The following is a 23257-nucleotide window of genomic DNA, read 5'->3' as shown; positions in this document are numbered from 1 at the left end:
ATAGTGATTCCTCCCTTATAATGCTTCGCCTTCGCGGACATAGCCCAGGCGCTGTAAAATGAATTCTTCTTCTTTACGCATTTCTGCTTTATCGTCCGGTTCCATGTGGTCATAGCCCAGGATGTGCAGCATGCCGTGGATGGTCAGATAGGCCAGTTCCCGTTCAAAAGAATGGCCGTATTCGTCGGCCTGTTCCTGGACTTTTTCCAGGGAAATGATGATGTCTCCCAAGAGAGCCGTATCGGGACCGTCATAGCCGTCTTCTTCCCCTTCGTTGAGGGCAAAGGACAGGACGTCCGTCGGCCGGTCGATGTTGCGATACTGTTTGTTCAATTTATGGATATAGTCGTTATGGCACAAAAGGATACTGATTTCAGCCTTCGGTCCCAGTCCGTAGACCAGGGCCGCTTCTTCACAGACGCGGTCGATGACTTTTTCATATTCATCATGCTGGAACGATGGATCTTCGTAATTGATGTTGATATTCATGGCAATTCCCCCAATCTAGTGATCGTGATTATAATAATTTTCATAGGCCCTGATGATGCGGCCTACCATATCGTGACGGACGACATCTTCATCGCTGAAGTAGACCATGCCGACGCCGCGGACGTCTTTGAGTATCTTTTCGGCTTCTGTCAGGCCCGACATGCGCCGGTCGACGAGGTCGATCTGGGTCGCATCGCCGTTGACGACGACCCGTGAATGATTGCCCATCCGGGTGAGGAACATCTTCATCTGCTCCCGCGTCGTATTCTGGGCTTCGTCGAGGATGATGAACGATTCTTCCAGGGTCCGGCCGCGCATGTAAGCTAACGGCGCCACTTCGATGATGTTGCGGTCGATCATCTTCTGGAACTGGTCATAGCCGAACATGTCGGCCAGGGCGTCGTACAGCGGACGCAGGTACGGGTCGATTTTTTCCTGCAGGTCGCCGGGCAAAAAGCCCAGTTTTTCACCGGCTTCGACAGCCGGCCGGGTCAGGATGATGCGTTCGACTTCGCGGTTCTTGAGATAAAAGGCCGCCAGGGCTACAGCCAGGTAGGTCTTGCCCGTCCCGGCCGGGCCGATGCCGAAGGTGACCAGGTTCTTGCGGATGGAATCGACGTAGCGTTTCTGGCCCAGCGTCTTGGGCTTGATGAGCCGGCCCCGGGCAGAAATGCCGACCGTATCTTCATAGAGGTTGTGCAGGGCCTCTGACTGACCTTCTTTGATGAGTTTCGCCGAATAGCGGACGTGCTGTGTCGTCAGGTACGTATTTTCCCGGAACAAATAGCGCAGGACGCGGAAGACTTCGGTCACATAGGCTACATCGCTTTCGCTGCCGGCAATCATGGCCGTATCGCCGCGGACGGCAATGCGGCAGTCCGGGAATTCGCGCTGCATCGTCTTGAGGAATTCGTCTTTCATGCCCAGGACGGCCCGGGCTTCACGCAAATCGGAAAATTGCAGTTTCTTTTCTACCAAAGTGAGATACTCCTTTATTTCATGAATTTACGGACGGCCTTGCCGTGCAGGTAGTCACAGCGGGCTCCCTGGCAGGTGTCGCGTCTTTCCAGTTCTTCATCGATCATGTCGCGGATGCGCCACCAGCCCATGCCCCAGTTGGCGAAGTCTGTCGCTTCCTTCGGCGCCCGGCCGATGAGGCGCTGGAAGACCGTATCGGGCCGGCTGTATTCGAGGAAAGCCACGACGCGGCGAACATATTCTTCACAGGTCCAGAGCTTAATCTGGCCTTGGGCATACCATTCGGCCATGGCCGTGTGCTTGATGATGTACAAGGCGTGGAGCTTGACTTCGTCCGAACCGAGAGCGGCGATGATCTTGGCCGTCTCGACGGTGTCTTCCATGGTATCCCAGGGCAGGTCGAGGATGACGTGCGTACAGGTCCGGAAAGGGTAAGCCCGGAGCATGACCATGGCGTCGATATATTCCGCCACCGTATGGCCGCGGTTGATCTTGGCCAGGGTCTTGTAGTTGACCGTCTGCAGGCCCAGTTCGACGAGGATATCGACGCCGTACGCTGCTTTGACTTCGGCCATGATATCCAGATAGGTCTCATTGAGGCAGTCCGGCCGGGTCGCAATGGCCAGGGCCACAATGTCGGGCTGGCAGGCGGCGATGAGGTAGTCCCGGAAGCGCTCCGGCGGCAGGTAGGTATTGGTGAAATTCTGGAAGTAGGCGATGAACTTGTTGGCCTTGTACTTGGGCTTGATGTGGGCCATATTCTGCTCGATCTGCTGGCCGATGGTCACCGTCGCCGGCAGGTTCTCGTACCCGGCACCGATGGAACCGCAGAAGGCACAGCCCCGGACGCCCAGCGTCCCGTCGCGGTTGGGACAGGTATCGGGAATGCTGATAGGCAGTTTATAGACCTTTTCGCCATAGGTCTCTTTTAAATACGTCGAATAGACGCGGTAACGTTCGTTCACAGTGTTTCTCCTTTGACCGGGATAAGGCACCAGCCGGCCCGGTCTTTCTTTTTTTCGGCCAGCACATAGGCGTCCCCATCGGGAACGGGCCCGTAACGGCGCAGTTCTTCCTTCAGGGCCGGGCTGGCCGGCCAGATACGATAGCGCATCTTGATGTCGCGCCAGTTGGTAAAGCGATAGCCTCTGGCATATGGCTGCAGCCAGGCTTCGTCGCGGAAAATATCGTCAGTCTGGCTGCGCGGCGCTTCGCACCAGCCGAGGAAGTCGGGATGGAGGCGGAAGCGGAAAAAGGTCAGCATATCCAGGGCCAGCAGTTCTTTGGCCAAGGCCTTCTGATCTGCCGTCAACGGCAGGACCTCTTCGATGCTGTGGCAGAGGAAATGACACAAGGACTCATCGGACAGGGCCTTTTGGTCATTATGCAGGACGAGCCACTCATCTGTCAAGGCCTCGTAGAGTTTCATATAATCCGGGGCATAAAGGCGGCCGAGCCAGTTAAAGAGATATTGGAATTTTCCGGAATTATAGGTCCGTTCAAAAACGTCTTCCAGGACTTTCAGATAAGCGACTTTCTCATAGGGCAGCCACGTCGTCGCCAGGACTTCATAGGGCCCCTGCGGGTCGTAACGGTAATCGTCCGGGTAGTCGCGGCGGATGCCGGAGCCCTTGAGGAGCTTCAAGAAGCCGATCTGCAATTTATGGGGGTGCAGAGCATAAATATCGTTGAAGGACTGGCGCAGATGGCCGTAGTCTTCATAAGGCAGGCCGACGATGAGGTCCAGATGGAGGTGCATCGTCCCCAAGGCGACGAGGCGCTCCATGATATGCGTGATGCGTGGCCAGTCATTATGGCGGTGGATGGCCTGGAGCGTCGGCTCATACGTCGTCTGGATGCCCATTTCCAGCTGGATCCGCCCTTTCGGCGCCCGGGCCAGGAGGTCGATGTCGTCATCGGTAAGGACGCCGGGCTCGATTTCCAGATGGAAATTGATGGGCTTATCGACGCCGATCATGTATTCGATGAGCGGCCGATGATGGGCCGGGCTGCAGTTGAAGGTGCGGTCGACGAACTTGACCTGATGGACGCCGGCATCGACGAAAGCCTGCAGTTCCTTCAGGACCAGCGGAACCGAGCGGAAGCGGACGCGGTCATTCATACCCGACAGGCAGTACTGGCAGTGGAAGGGGCAGCCCCGGGAACTTTCATAATACATGATGCGGTGGTCCAGTTCACGGAAGTCCTGATGTTCGTAAGGAAAAGGCAGGCTGTCCAGGTCTTCCACTTCCTGAAAGGTCTCGTCGCCCTGGATGACGCCGCCGACGCGGCCGAGGACACCGGGGACTTCGGTCCCATCGCGGCCGGCTGCCAGGGATTTCAGGAAGGCCGGTACCATCTCTTCCCCTTCGCCTTGCAGGACATAATCGATATTCCCGTAGTCTTCCAGTATCTGCCGGGCCGTATAGGACACTTCCGGGCCACCGACGAAGACCTTGGTCTGGGGAAAGACCTGTTTCACCAGGTCGATGAGATGACAGGTCATTTCGATATTCCAGATATAGCAGGAAAAACCGATGACGTCGGCCTGAAATGATGCGATGTGGCGCAGGATGTCATAGCTGTTCTGGTTGATCGTATATTCGGCGACGGACACAGTGACGCCCTGGTGGTCACACGCCGTCGACAGACAGCGCAGGGCCAGGGAAGACTGGATGAATTTGGAATTCAGGATGGTAAGCAGTGTATTCATGGAAGCCCTTCTTTTAATTGTTATATGTATATATAAGTATACCGCAAGGGCGGCATTCTGTCATGTCTTTTCCGCCCCGGGCCGGAGACAGCCTTTTCGCCTGCCCCTTTTTATGATAAGATGAGATAGTATATAGTTTTTCCCCTATGAAAAGGAGGCTTTTCCTTGTTTAAAATAGCACTTGCCCAGACAAATGTCCATCCTGGCAATCCACGGCAGAACACAGCCGTCATGAAAGACCATATCGCCAAGGCCAAAGCGGCCGGCTGTGACCTGATCATCTTCCCGGAACTCGCCATCCCGGGCTATCTCATCGGTGATATTTGGGACCAGCCCGACTACATCGATGACTGCGTCCGCTTCGGCGAAGAAATCAAAGCCCTGTCGGATGGCATAGCCATCATCTTCGGCAACGTCGCCAAAGAAACGGACCGGGTCAACCTCGACGGCCGGACGCGGAAGTACAATGCCATGTTCATCGCTTACAACGGCCGCTGGATCTCGCCGGCCCGCTCGCCCTATCCCTTCTACATCAAGACGCTCCTTCCCAATTACCGGGAATTCAGCGATATCCGCTACTTCACGTCGCTCATCGAAGTCGCCCAGGAACGCCATGCCTTCCCGGAAGACTTTCTGTCGCCCGTCCAGATTCCCTTCGACGACGGCCGGAAATTCCGCATGGGACCGCTCATCTGCGAAGACAGCTGGGATGAAAACTATCCTTTCAAGCCCATGAGCTATTTAGGAAAAATGTATGACATCGACATGTTCATCAACATTTCCAATTCGCCCTTCACCCTGGGCAAGACCCAGCGCCGCCACCGCCTCTTCGGCCAGGCCATCGACAAGGTCCACTGCCCGGCTGTCTACGTCAACTGCACGGGCATCCAGAACAACGGCAAGAACATCTACACCTTCGACGGCGCCAGCAGCACTTACCAGAAAGATGGCTCACAGCACGTCGAATGTACGCCTTTTACGGAAGAAATGGTCATCGTCGACTTCGATGAAAAGGCACAGCGTTTCGTCTCGCCGTCGCACTTGCAGCCGGAAAAGTCCCCTATCGAAGATATTTACGCCAGCCTCCATTACGGCCTGAAATCCTTCATGGATGCCATCGGCGTCCACAAAGTCGTCCTCGGCGTCTCTGGCGGCATCGACTCGGCGGTCAACGCGGCCCTCTATGCGACGGTACTGCCGCCGGAAAACATCCTGCTGGTCAACATGCCCAGCTGCTATAACTCGGACATGACCAAGAGCCTGGCCAAAGACCTGGCCGACAACATCGGCTGCCTGTACACCGTCGTCCCCGTCCAGGACAGCCTGGAATTGACGCGGCATCAGTTCGCAGAAGCCGGACTCAGCCAGAAAGGCCAGGACAAGGGCCATCTGGAACTGACCAGCTTTATCGAAGAAAACATCCAGGCCCGCGACCGGTCGAGCCGTATCCTGGCCGCAGCGGCCGCAGCCTTCGGCGGCGTCTTTACCTGCAATGCCAACAAGGCTGAACTGTCCGTCGGCTATGCCACCCTCTACGGCGACAGCGCCGGCTACCTGGCCGCCACGGCGGATTTGTGGAAGCATCAGGTCTACGACCTGGCCCGCTACCTCAATGACGAAGTCTTCCAGCGCGAAGTCGTCCCCCAGGGCAGCATCGACATCGTCCCCAGCGCCGAACTGTCGGACAAACAGGATATCACCAAGGGCCAAGGCGACCCGATCATCTACCCCTATCACGACTACCTCTTCGCCGCCTTCGTCGAACGCTGGCAGCGGGCAACACCGGAAACCATCCTCGAATGGTACATCAACGGCACCCTGGAAAAGAACCTCGGCTGCAGCGTCGACGTCCATCAGATTTTCCCGACGGCCAAAGCCTTCATCGACGATTTAGAACGGTGGTGGCGCCTCATCGCCGGCTTTGCCGTCGCCAAGCGCATCCAGAGCCCGCCAATCCTCTCCATCAGCCGCCGCCCCTTCGGCAGCGACCTGCGCGAAGCCCAGCTGTCCCCGTACTACACGACGCGCTATTTAGAAATGAAAGAACGGCTGCTGGCGGGAGATTAGCCGTTAGGGGTTAGGGATTAGGGGCTAGGGGCTAGGGGTTCGTGGCTAGTGGTTCGTGGTTCGTGGTTCGTGGCTTGTGGCTCGTGGCTCGTGGTCCGTGGCTCGTGGTTCGTGGCGCGTGGTTCGTGGCTCGTGGTCAGAGGCCCGCCTGGCTCTCCTGATAGGAGAGCTGTCAGCGAAGCTGACTGAGAGGTTGCTCTTTCAACATAGTTTACCGCTAACCACTAGCCACTAGCTGCTAACCACTGAAAAAGGCGCTGTCTTCATGGGACAGCGCCTTTTTCATACTACATATCTTTCAGTCTTCCAACTTCTTGTCTGGGACGGACTCGTTTATGTCCGAACGTTTCTACGATGATGAACATCATGGGGATGAGGAATACCCCAAAGAGGGTCGCAATGGATGTACCAAAGACGACGGTAATGCCCATGGTGACTCGCGACGCGGCGCCTGCCCCGGTGGCGATGGCCAGCGGGATGGAGCCGACGACGAAGGCCAGGGACGTCATGATGATCGGGCGGAGACGGATCTTGGCGGCTTCGATAGCAGCTGATACGGGATCCATACCGCGTTCATCGACACGGACTTTGGCGTATTCGATGATCAGGATGGCATTCTTGGCGGCCAGGCCGATGACGGCCAGGATACCGATCTGGAAGTACAAGTTATTCTGCTGATTCAGGAGATAAGCAAAGGCCGATGCCCCGAAGAGGCCTGCCGGCAGGCTGAAGAGTACGGCGAACGGTACTTTCCAGCTTTCATACAAGGCAGCCAGAACGAGGAAGACGAAGAGGATAGCCAGGGCGAAGACGTAGACCGTCTTGTTGCCGGCTTCGATTTCTTCACGGCTCATGCCGCTCCATTCGTACGCATAGCCTTCCCCCAAGGTGTCGGCAGCGACTTCTTTCAAGGCATTGATGGCATCGCCGGAGCTGTAGCCATCGGCCGGAGCCCCTTGGATTTTGATGGCCGGATAGTCATTGAAACGGTTGATGATCGACGCCGATCCAATGGGTTTCGGACGGACGAAGTTCGATACCGGTACGAGGTCGTTATTGGAATTGCGGACGTAAATGTGATTATTGGCGTCAACAGTTTCACGGAATTCAGGCGAAGCCTGGATGATGACCTTGAAGTTACGGCCAAAAATGGTGAAGTCATTGACCTGATAGGACCCATAGAAGGACTGGAGCGTCGAATATAAGTTGCTCAGGGTAACGCCTTCACGGGCTACCTTGTCGCGGTCGATGTCCAGTTCATAACCCGGTGTATCGGCGGCGAAAGCCGTGTAAATGGATCCGATTTCCGGACGCTGACGGGCAGCGGCGATGAATTTATTAGCTGTATCCGACAGTTCAGCCGTCGAATGGCTGCCGCGGTTTTCCAGCTGCATCGTAAAGCCTGACGACGTGCCCATGCCGTCGATTGGCGGCGGGTTCATGGCGATGACCGTAGCCTGCGGCATCTGGGCGCCACGGGCCATGATTTTACCGACCAGGGCATCAGCCGACAAGTCTTTCGTCGGACGGGCATCCCAGTCATCCATGCCGATGAAGGCCGTCGCTGCGTTCGGTTTCTGGCCGCCGGCAAGGATACTGAAGCCGACGACGTTCATGACCTGGGAAACGCCAGGCTGCTGCTGCAGCCAGTTGCTCATGGATTCACTGGCTTTTTTCGTTTCCGTCTGGGAAATACCTTCCGGCAGGGTCATGGTCATCATGACGAAGGCGTTATCTTCCGACGGGACGAAGCCTGTCGGCATGACTTTGAAGACGCCGGCCGTGGCAGCGGTGATGATGAGCAGGAAAGCGACACACCATTTGAGATGCCGCTGCAAATGGGCCAGGCGGATGCCGTACCAGGCGATGAGCCGGTCAAAGCCATTATTGAATTTCTGGAAATACTTGTAAATGCCCTTGGGATTTTCATTGGGCTTGTGGATATTCAGGATAGATGCACACATAGCCGGTGTCAGGGTCAAAGCGACGAAAGCCGAAATGAGGACCGACACGGCGATGGTCAGGGCGAACTGGCGGTAGAGGATACCGCTCATGCCGCTGATGAAAGCGACCGGGATGAAAACCGACGCCAGTACACAGGCGACACCGATAACCGGGTTCTGTACGTTTTCCATGGCGATGATCGTCGCCTCCCGCGGACTTCGGGCGTTATACTTGATTTCGTATTCGACGGCTTCGATGACGACGATAGCATCGTCGACCAGAAGGCCGATGGCCAGGACCATGGCGAACAAGGTCAGTGTGTTGATGGAAAAGCCCAGGACCTTAAAGCAGGCAAAGGTACCCAGCAAAGAGACAGGGACGGCGATGAGCGGAATCAGCGTCGACCGGCCGCTCTGGAGGAAGATGTAAACGATGAGGGCGACCAGCAGCAGGGCTTCGATGAAGGTCTTGATAACTTCTTCGATGGAAGCCTTGACGAAGGTCGTACTATCGTAGACGACTTCATAGTCCATATCGGACGGGAAAGAAGCCTTGGCTTTTTCCAATACCTTACGGGCCCCTTCGACGGACTGCATGGCGTTGGCATCAGCCGTCAGACTGATCATGAAGCCGGCAGCGTTGCCGCCATTGAGGTTACTGGTAACGGTATAGTCCTTGGAACCAAGGTTGACATCGGCAATGTCGCCGACGCGGACCATGGTGCCGTCGGAGTTGGTGCGGACGATGACGTTCTTGAACTGTTCGGCAGTCTGCAGACGGCCGTCCGTACGCATGGTGTACTGGTAAGTCTGGTTATTCGGCGACGGCTGGGAGCCGATGGTGCCGACAGCAGCCTGCTGGTTCTGGGCGCTGATAGCCGAGATGACGTCGGTCGGCGTGACTTTCAGGATGCTCATCTTCATCGGATTGAGCCAGATACGCATAGCGTAGTCAGAACCGAATTCCTGGACGTTCCCGATACCGGGGACGGATTTCAATTCATCCATGAAGTACTGGGTTGCATAGTTCTTCATGAACGTCGCATCGTACGAGCCATTAGGCGAAATCAAGGCGAAGACCATAGCCGTCGAACTCGTCGACTTCTGGATGGTAACGCCGGTCTGGGTGACTTCGGCCGGCAGGGTGGACGAAACCTGGCTGACACGGTTCTGGGTATTGACCGTGTCCATGTCGTCGTCACTGCCCGTTTCAAACTGAGCCGTCATGGAATAGGACCCAGTATCATTGGAAGAACTTTCCATATTGACCAGGTCATCGACCCCGACCATCTGACGTTCGATGACGCTGGCGACAGTCGTGCCGACGACTTCGGCATTGGCACCCGTATAGGTAGCCGATACACGGACCTGCGGCGGCGTAACCTGCGGGTACTTAGCAACCGGCAAGGTAGCCATCGACAACAAGCCGAAGATAGAAATGATCAGCGAAATGACGATGGCGAAGATAGGCCGGTCGATAAAGAACTTAGATATCACAATCCTGCCTCCTAACTATTTGACGACGATGTGTCAGACGATGTATCGGAGCTGTCGTTATCGATATCGGCTTTAGTCAGCAAATGCTGGTCCAGGGTAGCGCCTTTGGCCTTCTGATAGCCGTCGACGATGATCGTATCGCCGTCCTGGAGGCCATCGGTGATGATCCAGAACTTGCCGACTTTCTGGCCCGGCGTGACTTCGCGGTTCTGAGCCTGGCCATCGCCATCGATGACGGAAACGTAATATTTACCCAATGTCTGCTGGACGGCGCGCTGCGGTACGGACAGGGCATTGCGCTGGATCTGGGTATCGGAAACGACCGTCGCATAAAGGCCGGGGATGAGGAGATTATCCGGATTGTCGAAGACAGCCTTGACGATGATGGAACCGGAGTTGCCATCCATGCCGTGGTTGACCTGGGTGACGCGGCCTTCATAGGGATACATGGTGCCATCGCTCAGACGGAGCAGGAGATGGTCGCCCCAGCTCCCGGCATTGTCCGCAGCTTGCTTGGTCATCTGCAGGTATTCCGATTCGCTGATGGAGAATTCCACATAGACCGGATTGGTCGAAGAAATGGTGACCAATGCCGTCGAGCCGGCCGTCGCAAAGGTACCGATAGGTACGTCATCGACGTTCAGTTTGCCACTGAACGGTGCATAGACGATGGTATCGTCGACGTTATCCTGAGCGGCGTCGACCTGGGCGGCATTAGCTTCGACGACAGCCTGCTGCTGCTGTGTAGCCGCTTCCTGGTCGGTGACGGTCTGCTGCGGGATGGCGTCCTGGCTGGCCAGGGTCTGGTAACGGCGCAGGTTCAGCTGCTGATTGGCCAGATTGGCTTCAGACTGGGCCTGGGTAGCCTTGGCCTGGGCCAGGGCGGCGTCATAGGTCCGGCTGTCGAGGCGGAACAGCGGTTGTCCCTGTGTGACTTCCTGACCGCCTTGGACGTATTTTTCTACGACGCGTCCAGAAATCTTAGGCTGAACCGGTACCTTATCCGTGGCCGTAACGGTACCGCTGTACTCGGCCTTGACCGGCGTGTCCGTCGCGACGACTTTGTACGTGTTGACCGCAACGGGGGCCTTGGTCGCGCTCTGGTTGGCGCCACAGCCGGCCAGGAGCGCGGCGACGGTCAGGACCGTCACGCTCATCGTCGCAAGTTTGCGTTTTTGTATCATCTTCACTTTCCTCCTATTTCTTTCGATTCCTGATTTTTAATGCCATAGAGCAAGACCTTGATACAGCGCTTCATATAGTCACTAAAAGTGGAATCGTGATTGACATCATTAAAATAATCGATAATGTCATCGGCTGCGCTATGCAAAAGGCGCAAGAACAGGAACTTATCAAAAGGTTTGAATTCCCCTGTTTCCTGAGCTTCATCGAGGAGCTGTTCCAAGAGGTGCCAGTCTTTTTCGTAGCGGGACTGCAAGCGTTCCCAAACATCGGGCATTTTCGTCAGCAGGTCCGATGCTTTCCGCACGGACAGGACCTGCCAGTTGTCACTGGGGACGTCGAAATAAGCGATGAGCTTGGCTTCACAGGTCATATCCGGATTACTGACGATACGCTGATGATAGGCATAGATTTTATCGGTAAAGTCGATGATGGCCTGTTCGACGATTTCCTGTTTCGACGAAAAATGTTCATATAAAGTCCGCTTACTGATGCGCAGATTACGGGCTAAGTCATCCATATGGAAATCAGCACCATGGCGGTTGATTTCACAGAGAGCCTCTGCCAGAATCCTGGCGCGGATATTTTCTGTCATGTAAACACGTCCTACTCAAAAAAATACAAGGTGCTGTTCTTGAAACTCAAACTATAAAACTCAGTACCAATTTATAGTTTAATATACAGCACCTTATAAGTCAATAAACAACTTCATATTATTATTTTCTCAATTCTTCGGCAAATTTCCGGATCGGCAGGATTTTGTATAAAACAGCACCACAAGCCGCACCGATGCAGGTATTGGGCAAAAAGGCAACGACGAAGAACCATAAAGCGACGACTTTGGAATCGAGGACGAAAGCGGCGACAGGATAGGCGATGAGGCCGCCCAAAAGGCCGGTCCCGACGATTTCCCCGATGACGGCGCCCCAGATGGAATTTGTTTTTTTATACAAAACACCGGATAAAGCGGCGCCGATCATACTGCCGGGATAAGCCAGGACAGTACCGACGCCCATGGCAATGCGGATGGATGAAATGCAGAAAGCACCGGCTGTCGAATAGCGCCAGCCCACGAGAACCGACAAGAGGACATTGATGAGGTGCTGCAGCGGGAAGACCCGGGCACCGCCGAAGGGAAAGGATACGAAAGGCGCCAGGAGGACGCCGATGGCGATGAAAATCGCCGTTACTGTCATTTTCTTGAGTTCAGCATTATTCACGATGTACCAAAACCTTTCCATATTGTTGTAACAGAGCATCATTCAATTGATAAAAGGCATCGAAGAGGCGGGCATGAAAGGTCCCAGGACCGGCCTGCCCTCCCCCTGCCAGGGCCAGCTCGCCGCCGATGCCCATAGACAGGATACCACCGGCAGCCGCTGTGAAGGGATCGGCCACGGCGGCAAAAGAAGCGATGAGGGACGTCGTCATGCAGCCCGTGCCGGTCACATAGGTCAGCATGGGACAGCCGTTGTGGATTTCGGCCGTCTGGCGGCCATCGGAAAGGACGTCGACAGCGCCGGTAATGGCGACGGTCGTCCCGAGATGACGGGCCAGGGACGAGGCCAGGGACGGGTCGGCAGTACGGACACGGCTGTCGACACCGAAGTCCTGGCCGCTCTTATGGGCTGCCAGGCAGGTGATTTCCGACGCGTTGCCGCGGATGACGGCCATAGGCAGTTCATCCAGCAGGCGCAGGGCCGCCTGAGTCCGGAACGTCGTACCGCCGGCGCCGACGGGATCGAAGACGATGGGCACGCCGTGGGCAGCAGCGGATTTCCCCGCTGCCAGCATGGCCTCCAGCGTCCACTGCTGGAGTGTCCCCAGATTGAGGACCAGGGCCTTGGCAGCCGCTGCCATTTCAGTGACTTCTTCGACGGCATTGGTCATGGTCGGCGACGCACCGATAGCCAAGGTCGCATTGGCACAGTCAGTCATGGTGACGAAATTGGTGATATGGTGGATGAGAGGCCGCTGACGGCGCAGTTCCTGAAGCGCCTTGGCAATGGCCGGAATGAGTTCCATCATCATCCCTCCTTCAGACATGGATCTTGAGGATGGCCTTCTTGATGGCCTTCCCCTGGCCGTCAGGTGCACAGAGGCAGCGATGGCCGTCAGCCGGCGTAAAGATGGCATACGTCCCGGGCGCCATGGCAATGACTGTATCGGCAGCGACGTCGGGATTATAGAACCAGGCATCGCTATCAGCCCGGCTGTCGTCGACGACGGGTCCGGCCTGGCATAAGGGCTGCCAGCCGATGTTCTCTTCGCCTTCGAGGACGTACTGGATGTCGATGTAATCACGGTGGGCTTCCATCAGGCGCTGGCCGGCCGGAGCCGTTTCCGTGACGTCGACGTTCATGTAATTCACGGTATCGAAGGTGTGGCGCCCAGGCTGCAAATCCGATTTGACCAGGGAAGACAGTTTCTCGATCCACGGCCGGATATATTCCGGCAGGAACCGGCTTTCCTTTTCATATTGGGAAATATTACCTACGAACATGGGGATTCCCTCCTAATCTTCGTCGCTGGCTTCGCGGGCTGCGACGTTTTTATCGAACAGGGCATCGGCGAACTGGGCCGCATCGAAGGGACGCAGGTCGTCGACGCCTTCGCCGACGCCAACCCAGCGGACGGGGACGCCCAATTCCCGTTTGACCGACAAGATGACGCCGCCTTTGGCCGTCCCGTCGAGCTTGGTCAGGACGACACCCGTCAGGGGGACGACGTCGCCGAAGAGTTTGGCCTGGCTGACGGCATTCTGCCCCGTCGTGGCATCGAGGACGAGAAGGGTTTCCTGAGGAGCCCCTTCAATGTTGCGGCTGGCAACGCGGGCCATTTTCCGCAATTCTTCCATGAGGTTGGACTTGGTCTGCAAGCGGCCGGCCGTGTCGACGAGGAGGATGTCCATGCCCTTGGCCTTGGCCGACGCCGTCGCATCGAAGACGACAGCTGCCGCATCGGCCCCTTCCTGATGCTTGACGATAGGTACGCCGACACGGTCCGCCCAGATGGTCAGCTGTTCCGACGCAGCGGCACGGAAGGTATCGCCAGCGGCGAGCATGACCGATTTCCCCTGCTGCTTATAATATTTGGCCAGCTTGCCGATAGTCGTCGTCTTGCCGACGCCGTTGACACCGACGATGAAGATGACCCGCGGACCGTCTGTTTCCGGGAGCGGTTCATCGTTTTCATTGAGCAGGGCGACAATGCACTTTTCCAAATACGGGACGACGTCGTTGCCATCTTTGATTTCCTTCGACTTGACGCCGGTCCGGATCTGGTCCAGGAGGTATTCCGTCGTTTCGACACCGATGTCGCCGGTGAGCATGACCGCTTCCAGGTCATCGTACATGTCGTCATCGATTTTGGCGTAGCCGCGGACGACGGTCTCGATATTCTGGATGAGCGAATGTTTCGTCTTTTCTAAGCCTTTGCGAAGTTTTGAAAAAAATCCCATAGTTATGTTCCTTCCTTTAACAATTCATCTACTTTGACAGTCAGCAGACGCGACACGCCTTTTTCTTCCATCGTCACGCCCAGGAGGGTATTGGCCGCTTCCATGGTCTTGCGGCGGTGAGTGATGACGATGAACTGCGTGGCACCGCTGTAATTCTTCAGGTATCGGGCCATGCGTTCGACATTGGCTTCGTCCAGGGCGGCGTCGACTTCGTCGACCAGGCAGAACGGCGCCGGATGATAGGCCAGAAAGGCCAGGAGCAGGGCGATGACCGTCAGGGCCCGTTCGCCGCCGGAGAGCAGGGTCAGGGACTGCTGCTTCTTTCCAGGCGGACGGATATAGATTTCTACGCCGGCTTCCAGGATATGTTCCTTGTCGGTCAGGGCCAGGTGGGCCGTGCCGCCGCCGAAGAGACGGCTGAAGATATCCTGAAAATGGACGCCGATTTCCTTGAAGGCCTTGGCGAATTGTTCGGCCATGGCTGCATCGATTTCAGCGACGACAGTCCGCAGTTTTTCCCGCGATTCTTTCAGGTCATCGCACTGGCGGATGTAGAAATCCCGCTTTTCCAGGGCCGTCTTATATTCATCTTCGGCTGCCGGGTTGATCGTCCCCAGGGCCGTAATCTGTCCCTTCAGGGAAGCCACCTTATCATGGAGTTCTTTCAGCGAGCCTTCGCGGCGCCGCTCCATGGCTTCCTGGCGGCTCAAGCCCTGCATGGCCAGCCGTTCTTCATGATGGCTGATATCATTCTTGTACTTTTCCCGCTGGATGTCGGCAGCGTTGCAGCGCTGCTGCCAATCCTGATGGCGCTGGCGCAGGTCGCCTGTGATGCGGTCCAAGTCCTGACTCTGTTTCAGGGACTCATTGCGGGCCCGGTAAAAAGCTTCTTTGGCCTGGTCACAGCGGACCGTATCGGCTTCTTTCAAAGTAATATTTTTCGACAGTTCTGTCAACAGGCGGGCCGACTCTTCCTGGCGCTGCCGCAAATCCCGGCGGCGCTGGGCCAGAGCCTGCTCCTGATCCGTCAATTCCTGCTGCCATTTGTCATGCTGGCGCAGCTGGTCGTCCCCATGGCTGACTTGTTCTGTCAGTTTGGCTACGGCAATCTGCCTTTCCGTCAGGGTCTGGCGGCATTGGGCCGCTTCCGCCTTGGCGGCATCACAGGCGTCCTGCCATTGCTGGACATCGGCAGCCGGCCCCGTTTCCATATCCGCCAGGGCGGCTTCTTTGGCGACCAGCCGGGCCTGCATATCGGCCCGGTCCTTTTCTAAGCTTTCGACACGCTGGTCAAAATCAGCCAGGGCCTGACGGATATCGGCCAGGTTCTTCTCTTCCTGGCCGCCCTGCCAGCGGGCCTGTTCCGCGGCCTGGCCGGCTTTGCGCCAGGCATCTTCAGCCTGGGCCAGTTTCCGGGCAGCCTCTTCGGCCTGCTGGCGCAATGCCTTTCCTTCGGCCACCAGGGCTTCCAGGCGCTGCTGCCCTTGACGGCAGGTCTCCTGCAATTCCTGCAGCAGGGCCCGCCGGCTGATGAGGGAGCCTTCCTGATTGCGGGAGCTGCCGCCGGTCAGGGACCCGCCGGCGTTGAACTGCGTCCCATCGAGGCAGACGATGCGCAGGCGATGGCCGTATTTCCTTGCCACTGCCGAGCCCGTATCCATGGTATCGGCCAGGAGGGTCCGCCCTAAGAGGGACGAAAAGACCTTTTCATATTTAGCCTCATATGTAATGACATCCGAGGCAAAGCCGAGCATGCCCGGTTCGCCAGCAGCCCGTTCTTCATCGGCTGTCCGCGGCCGGCTGCGCAGCGTATCGAGAGGCAGGAACGTCGTCCGGCCTGCCTTCCTTTCTTTTAAATAAGAGATAGCCTGCTTGGCCGCCCTTTCGTCTTCGGCGACGACGTAGCGGACGGCACCGCCCAGGGCGACGTCGATGGCGACAGCAAAGCGCGACGGGATCTGGCAGAGCTCGCCGACGGCACCGCACAGATGGCTGCGCCAGGGCTGGCTGGCCGTCAGGACGACTTTGACCGCCCGTCCCAGGCCTTCATGTTCCTGTTCCATACTCTGGAGGACGCGCATGCGCTGGGAAGCGGCGTCGACATCGCCGCGCAGGCAGCGGTATTCGTCTTCCCCTTTTTTCAGGCGCTGGCCTTTTTCCTGGGCCGTCTGCCGCAGCGAAGCGGCCTGCTGTTCAAAATCAGCTGCTTTTTTCTGGCACGCTTCCTGCTGCGACAGGGCTTCATGATAGCGGATTTCTGCTTCTTTCAGGGCCTGTTTCTTATCTTCCCACTGCGTCAGGGCCTGCTGGCAGGCGGCTGCATTTTCTTCCAGCCGGCGGCGCAGGTCTTCGCTGTCCCGGCGCAGCATGAAAGCGTCACGGCTGCGCTTGGAGTTGGCATCGACCCGCTCCTGCAGGGCTTTGGCCGCCGCTTCGGCCTTGGCTTCAGCCTGGCCGAACAAGGTCTGGGTCAGGGCCAGGGCTTTCTGGGCCGCAGCCAGTTCAGCCGTTTTCTGGGCCTTCTGGGCCTGCAAGGTCTCTTTCTGTTCCTGCCAGGCGGCTTGGCGCTGCTGCAGCTGGGCCGCATCGTCTGCGGCCTGGGACTCATTCTCAGCCAGTTCGGCCTGCCGCTGCCGGCAGGCTTCACGGCGGTGGATGAGGCTGTCCAACTCATTATGGACGGCCATCGCTTCTTCATCGAGACGGCGCAGTTTTTCATCGCCCGCAGCCATGACGTCCAATAAGGCTTTGCGTTTGCCTTCAGCAGCCGCTAATTCCTGAGCCGCTTTTTCTTCTTCTGCCGCCGCCGTCATGCGATTGTTTTCGGCTTTGGCCAGGAGGCGTTCGCTGTTGCGCAGCTCCTGCAAGGTCACCGTGCCTTCATAGGCCAGGCGCTCGCTGTCTAGGCAGCGGAACTTCTGTAGTGTCTCTGCCTGTTCCTGCAACGGTTCCAGCCGTTCTTCGAGGACGCTCATGAGATCGCGGATACGTTCCAGGTTGCGCTCGGTTTCGGCAATCTTGCGCAGACCATCGGCTTTGCGGCCTTTGAAGCGGCTGATACCGGCCACTTCTTCAAAGATGACCCGCCGTTCTTCAGGCTTGCTGTTGAGGATGCGGTCGACGCGGTTCTGACCGATGACGGCCATGGAATCCTGACCGATGCCCGTATCGGCAAAGAGAATGTGGATGTCCTTGAGGCGGCACGGCCGGCGGTTGATATAATATTCGCTGTCGCCGGAGCGGAAGAGGCGCCGCGTGACGACGACTTCCGTGAATTCCGTATCCAGTGCGTGGTCGCTGTTGTCGAAGTACAGCGAGACTTCCGCTGCCCCCTGAGGCCGACGGGTCTGGGTCCCGGCAAAGATGATGTCTTCCGACTTCTGCCCCCGCAGCTGGCGGACATTCTGTTCGCCCATGACCCAGCGGACGGCATCGGAAATATTGCTCTTGCCGCTGCCATTGGGCCCGACGATGGCCGTAATACCCTTGTCGAAGGTCAGGGTCGTCTTATCTGCAAAGGACTTGAATCCCCGCAGTTCCATTTTCAATAATTGCATAATGTCTACTCTCTCTGTGGACTGCCGGGGCGGACATCATTCCCGTCTGTGCGGCAGCCCTGCTTATTTACTCGTACAGTTAATCATACCATAATTACCGGCCTGCCGCTACTATGACGGGCCATGCCAGGCGCTGGGCAAAGTTTCTGTAAAATCTCCAGGAAAGCCTTGACGAGTCCTGTCTTAATGGATTATATTAGAATTTGGGTTTGAAGGCCCTCATTCTGCAGAAAGGGAGAGTACCGTAATGATTCAAGTTTATAAACACAGCAACGGCCATCTGGAAGACAATATTTCCTTGGCATCGGCTGAAAAAGGTTCATGGATCCACGTCGTAAATCCCGATTCCGAAGATTTACAGCTCGTATCCATGGTCACGGAAATCCCCACTGATGTGCTGAAAACCGCCTTGGACACGGAAGAACGTTCCCACGTCGAAATCGAAGACAACTACATCTTCGTCGTCATCAACATCCCGATCATCCTGGAAACGGACAGTTATGACACCCTGCCGCTGGGCATTTTCATTACACCGGACTTCATCATCACCCTCTGTATTCAAGAAACAGAAGTCATGCGCGCCTTTACGGAGAACAAGTACCCCCTGTTCTATACTTTCAAGAAGACGCGTTTCTTATTCCAGATCCTGTACCGTTCGGCGACGCTGTTCCTGCGCTACTTAATGCAGATCAACCGCCGGACCGATGACATCGAAGAAATCCTGCGCCATTCTATGCGCAACAAGGAATTCTTCCTGCTCCTGGAGTTACAGAAATCCTTGACGTACTTCACGTCGGCCCTGCGCAGCAACGGCATCGTCATGGAACGGCTCATGCGCCTGCGCCGCAATACGTCGCTCCACCATCTCATCAAGATGTATGAAGAAGACGAAGACCTCCTGGAAGATGTCATCATCGAGAACAAGCAGGCTATCGAAATGGTCGAGATGTATTCCAATATCCTCATGAATATGTCCGATACCTTTGCGTCCATCATTTCCAACAACCTGAACCTGGTCATGAAATTCCTGGCCTCCATTACGATCATGCTGGCCGTCCCGACGATCATCTTCAGTCTGTGGGGCATCAACGTCCCCGTCCCCTTCCAGGACACGACAGCCGGCTTCTACTATGTCGTAGGCATCGCCATGTTCTGTACCATTGTCGCTGTCATCATGCTCTGGCGGAAAGATTTATTCTGAAAGGCCCTTCACCATGCTCTTTATCGGTTCGAAAGAACGGCGGTGAATAGGACAGGGCCCGTATTTCTGCAACGCTTCCATATGCATTTTCGTCAAATATCCCTTGTGTACGGCAAAGCCGTACTGGGGATATTTTTTGTCGTATTCGACCATGAGGCGGTCACGCGTGACTTTGGCGATGATCGAAGCCGCGGCGATGGACGCACTCAGGGCATCGCCGTGGACCAGGGACTTATGAGGTACGGCCAGGGCCCGGAGCGGCATGGCATCGACCAGGACAGCTTCAGCCGGCACGGCCAGGCCATGCACGGCGTCGTACATGCCCTGCATGGTAGCGTGGTAAATATCGAGTTCGTCGATTTCCTTTTCCGACTTGGCCACGCAGGATACGGCGACGGCTTCGGCCATGATCTTATCGTAGAGTACGTCCCGCTTGGCTGGCGGGACTTTTTTGCTGTCATTGAGGCCGGGACATTCCCAATACGGAGGCAGGATGACGGCGGCTACCATGACCGGGCCGGCAGCCGGACCGCGGCCGGCTTCATCGATGCCGGCCACGTGGTACAGCCCTTCGTTATAATAAGCCGTTTCCTGGGCGTACAGGTGCAGGACCCGTTCCCGTTCGGCTTCTTCCCGGATTTTCTGGCGCATATAGGCGGCGGCTAGTTTGCGTACTGACACGCGGCCGTCTTCTTTCATGGCTGCCAGGAGGTCCTGGACGTCACCGCCAGCAGCCAGGCGGGCCTTGAGGTCGGCGACGCGGAGTTTCTCGATGTCCATGGTCAGTCCTCCCCTTCCCATTCGCCCAGCCGGTCCAGGGAAATGGCGCCGATCTTGCCTTCGCGGAATTCTTTGAGGATGAGCTTATACGTCTTTTCCAGGTCGACGACGCCGCCGGAAACGATACAGCCCCGCTTGCGGCCGATGGCTTCGATCGTATCCATCGGCTTTTCACAGAGGGCTTCCAGTTTATAGCGGGCCTTCAATTCATCCGGGTACTGGGCCGACAGCTGTTCGATGAGCTGCATGATGACCGTTTCCATGTCGAAGACCGTATCGGAAATAGCCCCGGTAGCGGCCAGGCGGTAGGCGCTGACCTGATTTTCCAGTTTCGGCCACAAGACACCGGGCGTATCCAACAGGTCGAGCTGGTCGCCGATGTGGACCCACTGCTTGCCCTTGGTTTCGCCAGGCTTGTCCGCGGTCTTGGCGGCACTGCGGCGGGACAACTTGTTGATGAGCGTCGATTTGCCGACGTTGGGGATACCCAGGATCATGGTGCGGACGGCACGGTTCTTGAGGCCCCGTGCCTTCCAGCGGGCCAGCTTCGGCGCAGCCAGGGAACGGACCAGGGAAATGAGCTGTTTCACGCCCTTGCCGCCTTTGCTGTTCAGGGCCATGACCTTGCGGCCCTGTTGTTTGTAATGAGCGACCCATTCGTCGAGGATAGCCGGGTCGGCCAGGTCGGCCTTGTTGAGGACGACGATGGACGGCTTATCGCCGATGAGGGACTTGATCATAGGATTGGTACTGCTCATAGGGATGCGGGCATCGACGAGCTCGATGACGACATCGATGACCTTGAGATTTTCCTGAATCAGGCGCTTAGCCTTGGCCATATGGCCGGGATACCAGTTGATTATCATAGTGAATCTCCTTTGTAATAAAAAAAGGGGCTGTCACATTAAGACAGCCCCTTTTTTACGTTCGTCGTAGGTCGTTCATCGTTTTTCGTATGGGCTCTAGAAATAACGCTTCATCGCGATGAACGATGAACGATAAACAATGAACGATATATTAACCTTCTCTTGTTTCGGTAAGTTTCTGGATGTGGGCGACGACTTCGTCGATCGGTTTGGCACCTAAATCGCCTTTGGAGCGGTCACGCAGGCCGAGGGTGCCGTTTTCCATTTCTTTATCGCCGACGACAGCCATGTACGGTACTTTTTCCATCTGTGCCTTGCGGATCTTGTAACCGATCTTTTCACTGCTTTCATCGACTTCGACGCGGATGCCCAATTTCTTGAACTTCTTAGCCAGGTCTTTGCAGTAAGCCAGGTGTTTGTCGGAAATCGGCAGGAACTTGATCTGTACCGGAGCCAGCCATACCGGGAAAGCACCGGCATAGTTTTCGGTGATGATGCCCAGGAAGCGTTCGATACTGCCGAAGCAGGCACGATGGACCATGACCGGGCGATGTTTCTGGCCATCTTCGCCAATGTAAGTCATGTCGAAGCGTTCCGGCATGAGCATGTCGAGCTGGATCGTACCACACTGCCAGGTACGGCCGATGGAGTCTTTCAGGTGGAAGTCCAGTTTCGGACCGTAGAATGCGCCGTCGCCTTCGTTGATGACGTACGGGATGTGGCGTTCTTCGATGACATCATGCAGGGTCTTGGTAGCCAGTTCCCAGATTTCGTCGGAACCCATGGAATCTTCCGGGCGGGTAGACAATTCGACGTGGTATTCCAGTCCGAACTGTTTATAGGCTTTGTCGAAGAGGTCCATGACTCCGGAAATTTCTTCTTTCATCTGGCTCGGCAGCATGAAGATGTGCGCATCGTCCTGAGTGAAGCAGCGGACACGGAACAGACCGTGGAGGGCCCCGTGGAGTTCATGACGATGGACCAGGCCGAGTTCAGCCATACGCATCGGGAAATCGCGGTAGCTGTGGACGTTGCTCTTATAGACCAGGATGCCGCCCGGGCAGTTCATCGGTTTGATGGCATAGGGCTGGTCATCAATCGTGGTGAAGTACATGTTGTCGCGATAGTGATCCCAGTGGCCCGACTGTTCCCAGAGATGACGGTTGAGGATCATCGGGGTCATGATTTCATCATAATCAGCTTCGTCATGAAGTTCATGCCAGAATTTGAGCAGGTTGTTGCGCAAAATCATTCCCTTGGGATGGAAGAACGGGAAGCCAGGACCTTCTTCGTGGAAGCTGAACAGATCGAGCTGTTTGCCCAATTTACGATGGTCGCGCTTTTCAGCTTCTTCCATCATCTTCAAGTATTCATCGAGTTCCGATTTCTTTTCAAAAGCGGTACCGTAAATACGCTGGAGCATCTTGTTGTGTTCATCGCCGCGCCAGTAAGCCCCGGCAACCGTACGCAGCTTGAAGGCCTTGACGGCACCGGTCGAAGCGCAGTGCGGGCCGGCACAGAGGTCGACGAAATCGCCCTGGCGATAAAGGGAGATGACAGCATCTTCCGGAAGGTCTTCAATGAGTTCTACTTTATAATCCTGGCCAGCGTCTTTGAAGAGTTTCAACGCATCGGCACGGGAAACGACTTCCTTAGTGATGGGAAGGTTTTCTTTGACGATCTTAGCCATTTCAGCTTCAATAGCGGCAAAGTCTTCCTGTGTGAAACGGTGTTCCGTATCGAGGTCATAGTAAAAGCCATTTTCAATAGACGGGCCAATAGCGAATTTAACGCCCGGGAAGAGGTGCTGGATAGCCTGAGCCATGACATGAGATGCTGTATGGCGAAGCGTATCTTTCCCTTCCTGATCTGCAAAGGTGAGGAATTCAACGGTCGAACCGTCGACGATGGCTTCACGGAGGTCCGTGACTTCACCATTGACCTTTGCGACTAAAACTTTCTTTGCAAGACTGTTGCTGAGCTGTTTGACAGCTTCGGCAAGAGAGATGCCATCGGGAAACTGTTTTTTGCTTCCGTCTTTTAACACTAATTCTGCCATTACAAACATCCTCCTTAATAAAAAAGCTCTCGTCCTCAAGGGACGAGAGCATAACTCACGTGGTTCCACCCTAGTTCACCGGAAAGAAACATCCGATGTACTCAAGCGCGATAACGGGGCGGCCGGAATCCCCTACTCCGTTCGGAGATTCAGCTCCAAGGCGGTAACTTGTTAGACTCTATAAGGCGCTCGCACCATCGTGCCTCTCTCTGGAATAAAGGAACTAGCAAGTATTGTCCTTTTCAAAGCTTATTACATATCTCTATGTATGCGTAAATTATACGGCAGGAAATTGGGGTTGTCAAGGGAGAAAAGAGGCTGTCTTAAAGCGACAGCCTCTTTTTGAGTTTGTAGGGGCGCCCGTGGGCGACCCGCCAGGTATTTGTATGATGCTTCTAGCAACTTGAATAGGAAATCACACATATGCTGAAACGGGTTCGCCACGTGCGAACCCCTACGGGTTAG

The 23257-nt window shown here is 56.0% G+C and carries 17 protein-coding genes and 1 other annotated feature; of the genes, 2 read left to right on the top strand and 15 right to left on the bottom strand.

From position 1 onward, the window contains the following. Positions 1 to 15: 15 nt before the first annotated feature. From ybeY to ACE418_RS00635, 4 genes are read right to left on the bottom strand one after another with little or no spacing between them, the layout of a single operon-like run. Positions 16 to 489 (bottom strand): rRNA maturation RNase YbeY, encoded by a 474-nt coding sequence (gene ybeY, locus ACE418_RS00650; RefSeq protein ID WP_416448661.1) that lies wholly within the window; start codon positions 487 to 489, stop codon positions 16 to 18. A 15-nt stretch (positions 490 to 504) separates the two neighbouring features. Next, on the bottom strand, positions 505 to 1467 hold the full coding sequence (locus ACE418_RS00645) for a PhoH family protein (RefSeq protein WP_416448660.1): 963 nt from the start codon (positions 1465 to 1467) through the stop codon (positions 505 to 507). Positions 1468 to 1481: 14 nt separating this feature from the next. After that, on the bottom strand, positions 1482 to 2432 hold the full coding sequence (locus tag ACE418_RS00640) for a TIGR01212 family radical SAM protein (protein ID WP_416448659.1): 951 nt from the start codon (positions 2430 to 2432) through the stop codon (positions 1482 to 1484). Continuing rightward, positions 2429 to 4180, bottom strand: a complete 1752-nt coding sequence (locus ACE418_RS00635; protein WP_416448658.1) for a B12-binding domain-containing radical SAM protein — start codon at positions 4178 to 4180, stop codon at positions 2429 to 2431. Before ACE418_RS00635 ends, ACE418_RS00640 begins: the two co-directional genes overlap by 4 nt. 165 nt (positions 4181 to 4345) lie before the next feature. On the opposite strand from ACE418_RS00635, the gene nadE reads away from it, so the two are divergent. Next, entirely contained in the window at positions 4346 to 6247 is a 1902-nt protein-coding gene (gene nadE / locus ACE418_RS00630) for an NAD(+) synthase (RefSeq protein ID WP_416448657.1), read from the top strand. A 287-nt stretch (positions 6248 to 6534) separates the two neighbouring features. Here the strand turns inward: nadE and ACE418_RS00625 are convergent, their stop codons facing one another. The 8 genes from ACE418_RS00625 to smc all read right to left on the bottom strand — a co-directional run bounded on the left by ACE418_RS00625 (position 6535) and on the right by smc (position 17886). Beyond that, positions 6535 to 9687, bottom strand: a complete 3153-nt coding sequence (locus tag ACE418_RS00625; RefSeq protein ID WP_416448656.1) for an efflux RND transporter permease subunit — start codon at positions 9685 to 9687, stop codon at positions 6535 to 6537. 11 nt (positions 9688 to 9698) lie between these two features. Continuing rightward, positions 9699 to 10871, bottom strand: a complete 1173-nt coding sequence (locus tag ACE418_RS00620) for an efflux RND transporter periplasmic adaptor subunit (protein ID WP_298590524.1) — start codon at positions 10869 to 10871, stop codon at positions 9699 to 9701. Between the two features lie 2 nt (positions 10872 to 10873). After that, positions 10874 to 11464, bottom strand: coding sequence for a TetR/AcrR family transcriptional regulator (locus ACE418_RS00615; protein ID WP_416448655.1), 591 nt, complete (start codon positions 11462 to 11464; stop codon positions 10874 to 10876). A gap of 121 nt (positions 11465 to 11585) precedes the next feature. Beyond that, positions 11586 to 12089 (bottom strand): energy coupling factor transporter S component ThiW, encoded by a 504-nt coding sequence (gene thiW, locus ACE418_RS00610; protein WP_416448654.1) that lies wholly within the window; start codon positions 12087 to 12089, stop codon positions 11586 to 11588. Further along, positions 12082 to 12900, bottom strand: a complete 819-nt coding sequence (gene thiM, locus ACE418_RS00605; RefSeq protein ID WP_416448653.1) for a hydroxyethylthiazole kinase — start codon at positions 12898 to 12900, stop codon at positions 12082 to 12084. The genes thiW and thiM overlap by 8 nt, the downstream gene beginning before the upstream one ends. Positions 12901 to 12907: 7 nt before the next feature. Next, positions 12908 to 13372: a YhcH/YjgK/YiaL family protein gene (locus ACE418_RS00600; RefSeq protein ID WP_416448652.1), complete on the bottom strand. Its 465-nt coding sequence runs from the start codon at positions 13370 to 13372 to the stop codon at positions 12908 to 12910. Between the two features lie 12 nt (positions 13373 to 13384). Continuing rightward, positions 13385 to 14329: a signal recognition particle-docking protein FtsY gene (gene ftsY, locus ACE418_RS00595; protein ID WP_020310457.1), complete on the bottom strand. Its 945-nt coding sequence runs from the start codon at positions 14327 to 14329 to the stop codon at positions 13385 to 13387. A 2-nt stretch (positions 14330 to 14331) separates the two neighbouring features. Continuing rightward, positions 14332 to 17886, bottom strand: a complete 3555-nt coding sequence (gene smc / locus ACE418_RS00590) for a chromosome segregation protein SMC (protein ID WP_416448651.1) — start codon at positions 17884 to 17886, stop codon at positions 14332 to 14334. Between the two features lie 247 nt (positions 17887 to 18133). On the opposite strand from smc, the gene ACE418_RS00585 reads away from it, so the two are divergent. Then, on the top strand, positions 18134 to 19087 hold the full coding sequence (locus tag ACE418_RS00585) for a magnesium transporter CorA family protein (RefSeq protein ID WP_298590507.1): 954 nt from the start codon (positions 18134 to 18136) through the stop codon (positions 19085 to 19087). Here the strand turns inward: ACE418_RS00585 and ACE418_RS00580 are convergent. The 3 genes from ACE418_RS00580 to thrS all read right to left on the bottom strand — a co-directional run bounded on the left by ACE418_RS00580 (position 19079) and on the right by thrS (position 22792). Next, a complete protein-coding gene (locus tag ACE418_RS00580; RefSeq protein ID WP_416448650.1) occupies positions 19079 to 19867 on the bottom strand; it encodes a ribonuclease HII in 789 nt (262 codons plus the stop codon). The two genes, ACE418_RS00585 and ACE418_RS00580, sit on opposite strands and share 9 nt — an antisense overlap. 2 nt (positions 19868 to 19869) lie before the next feature. Further along, positions 19870 to 20733: a ribosome biogenesis GTPase YlqF gene (gene ylqF, locus ACE418_RS00575; protein WP_416448649.1), complete on the bottom strand. Its 864-nt coding sequence runs from the start codon at positions 20731 to 20733 to the stop codon at positions 19870 to 19872. Between the two features lie 151 nt (positions 20734 to 20884). Beyond that, entirely contained in the window at positions 20885 to 22792 is a 1908-nt protein-coding gene (gene thrS / locus ACE418_RS00570; RefSeq protein WP_416448648.1) for a threonine--tRNA ligase, read from the bottom strand. A gap of 35 nt (positions 22793 to 22827) precedes the next feature. After that, positions 22828 to 23047: a binding site (T-box leader), on the bottom strand. Positions 23048 to 23257: the final 210 nt, after the last annotated feature.

The organism is Megasphaera jansseni, from assembly GCF_047974155.1.
Lineage (GTDB): Bacteria > Bacillota > Negativicutes > Veillonellales > Megasphaeraceae > Megasphaera.
Note: the sequence above shows the minus strand (reverse complement) of the source record. Positions and strands in the feature narration are given on the sequence as shown.

What these genes read in the sequence shown, in the direction of transcription:
- ybeY (WP_416448661.1), bottom strand. Translation starts at nt 489, where the DNA reads ATGAATATCAACATCAATTACGAAGATCCATCGTTCCAGCATGATGAA.
- ACE418_RS00635 (WP_416448658.1), bottom strand. Translation starts at nt 4,180, where the DNA reads ATGAATACACTGCTTACCATCCTGAATTCCAAATTCATCCAGTCTTCC.
- ACE418_RS00620 (WP_298590524.1), bottom strand. Translation starts at nt 10,871, where the DNA reads ATGATACAAAAACGCAAACTTGCGACGATGAGCGTGACGGTCCTGACC.
- ACE418_RS00615 (WP_416448655.1), bottom strand. Translation starts at nt 11,464, where the DNA reads ATGACAGAAAATATCCGCGCCAGGATTCTGGCAGAGGCTCTCTGTGAA.
- thiM (WP_416448653.1), bottom strand. Translation starts at nt 12,900, where the DNA reads ATGATGATGGAACTCATTCCGGCCATTGCCAAGGCGCTTCAGGAACTG.
- ACE418_RS00600 (WP_416448652.1), bottom strand. Translation starts at nt 13,372, where the DNA reads ATGTTCGTAGGTAATATTTCCCAATATGAAAAGGAAAGCCGGTTCCTG.
- ftsY (WP_020310457.1), bottom strand. Translation starts at nt 14,329, where the DNA reads ATGGGATTTTTTTCAAAACTTCGCAAAGGCTTAGAAAAGACGAAACAT.
- smc (WP_416448651.1), bottom strand. Translation starts at nt 17,886, where the DNA reads ATGCAATTATTGAAAATGGAACTGCGGGGATTCAAGTCCTTTGCAGAT.
- ACE418_RS00585 (WP_298590507.1), top strand. Translation starts at nt 18,134, where the DNA reads ATGATTCAAGTTTATAAACACAGCAACGGCCATCTGGAAGACAATATT.
- ACE418_RS00580 (WP_416448650.1), bottom strand. Translation starts at nt 19,867, where the DNA reads ATGGACATCGAGAAACTCCGCGTCGCCGACCTCAAGGCCCGCCTGGCT.
- ylqF (WP_416448649.1), bottom strand. Translation starts at nt 20,733, where the DNA reads ATGATAATCAACTGGTATCCCGGCCATATGGCCAAGGCTAAGCGCCTG.
- thrS (WP_416448648.1), bottom strand. Translation starts at nt 22,792, where the DNA reads ATGGCAGAATTAGTGTTAAAAGACGGAAGCAAAAAACAGTTTCCCGAT.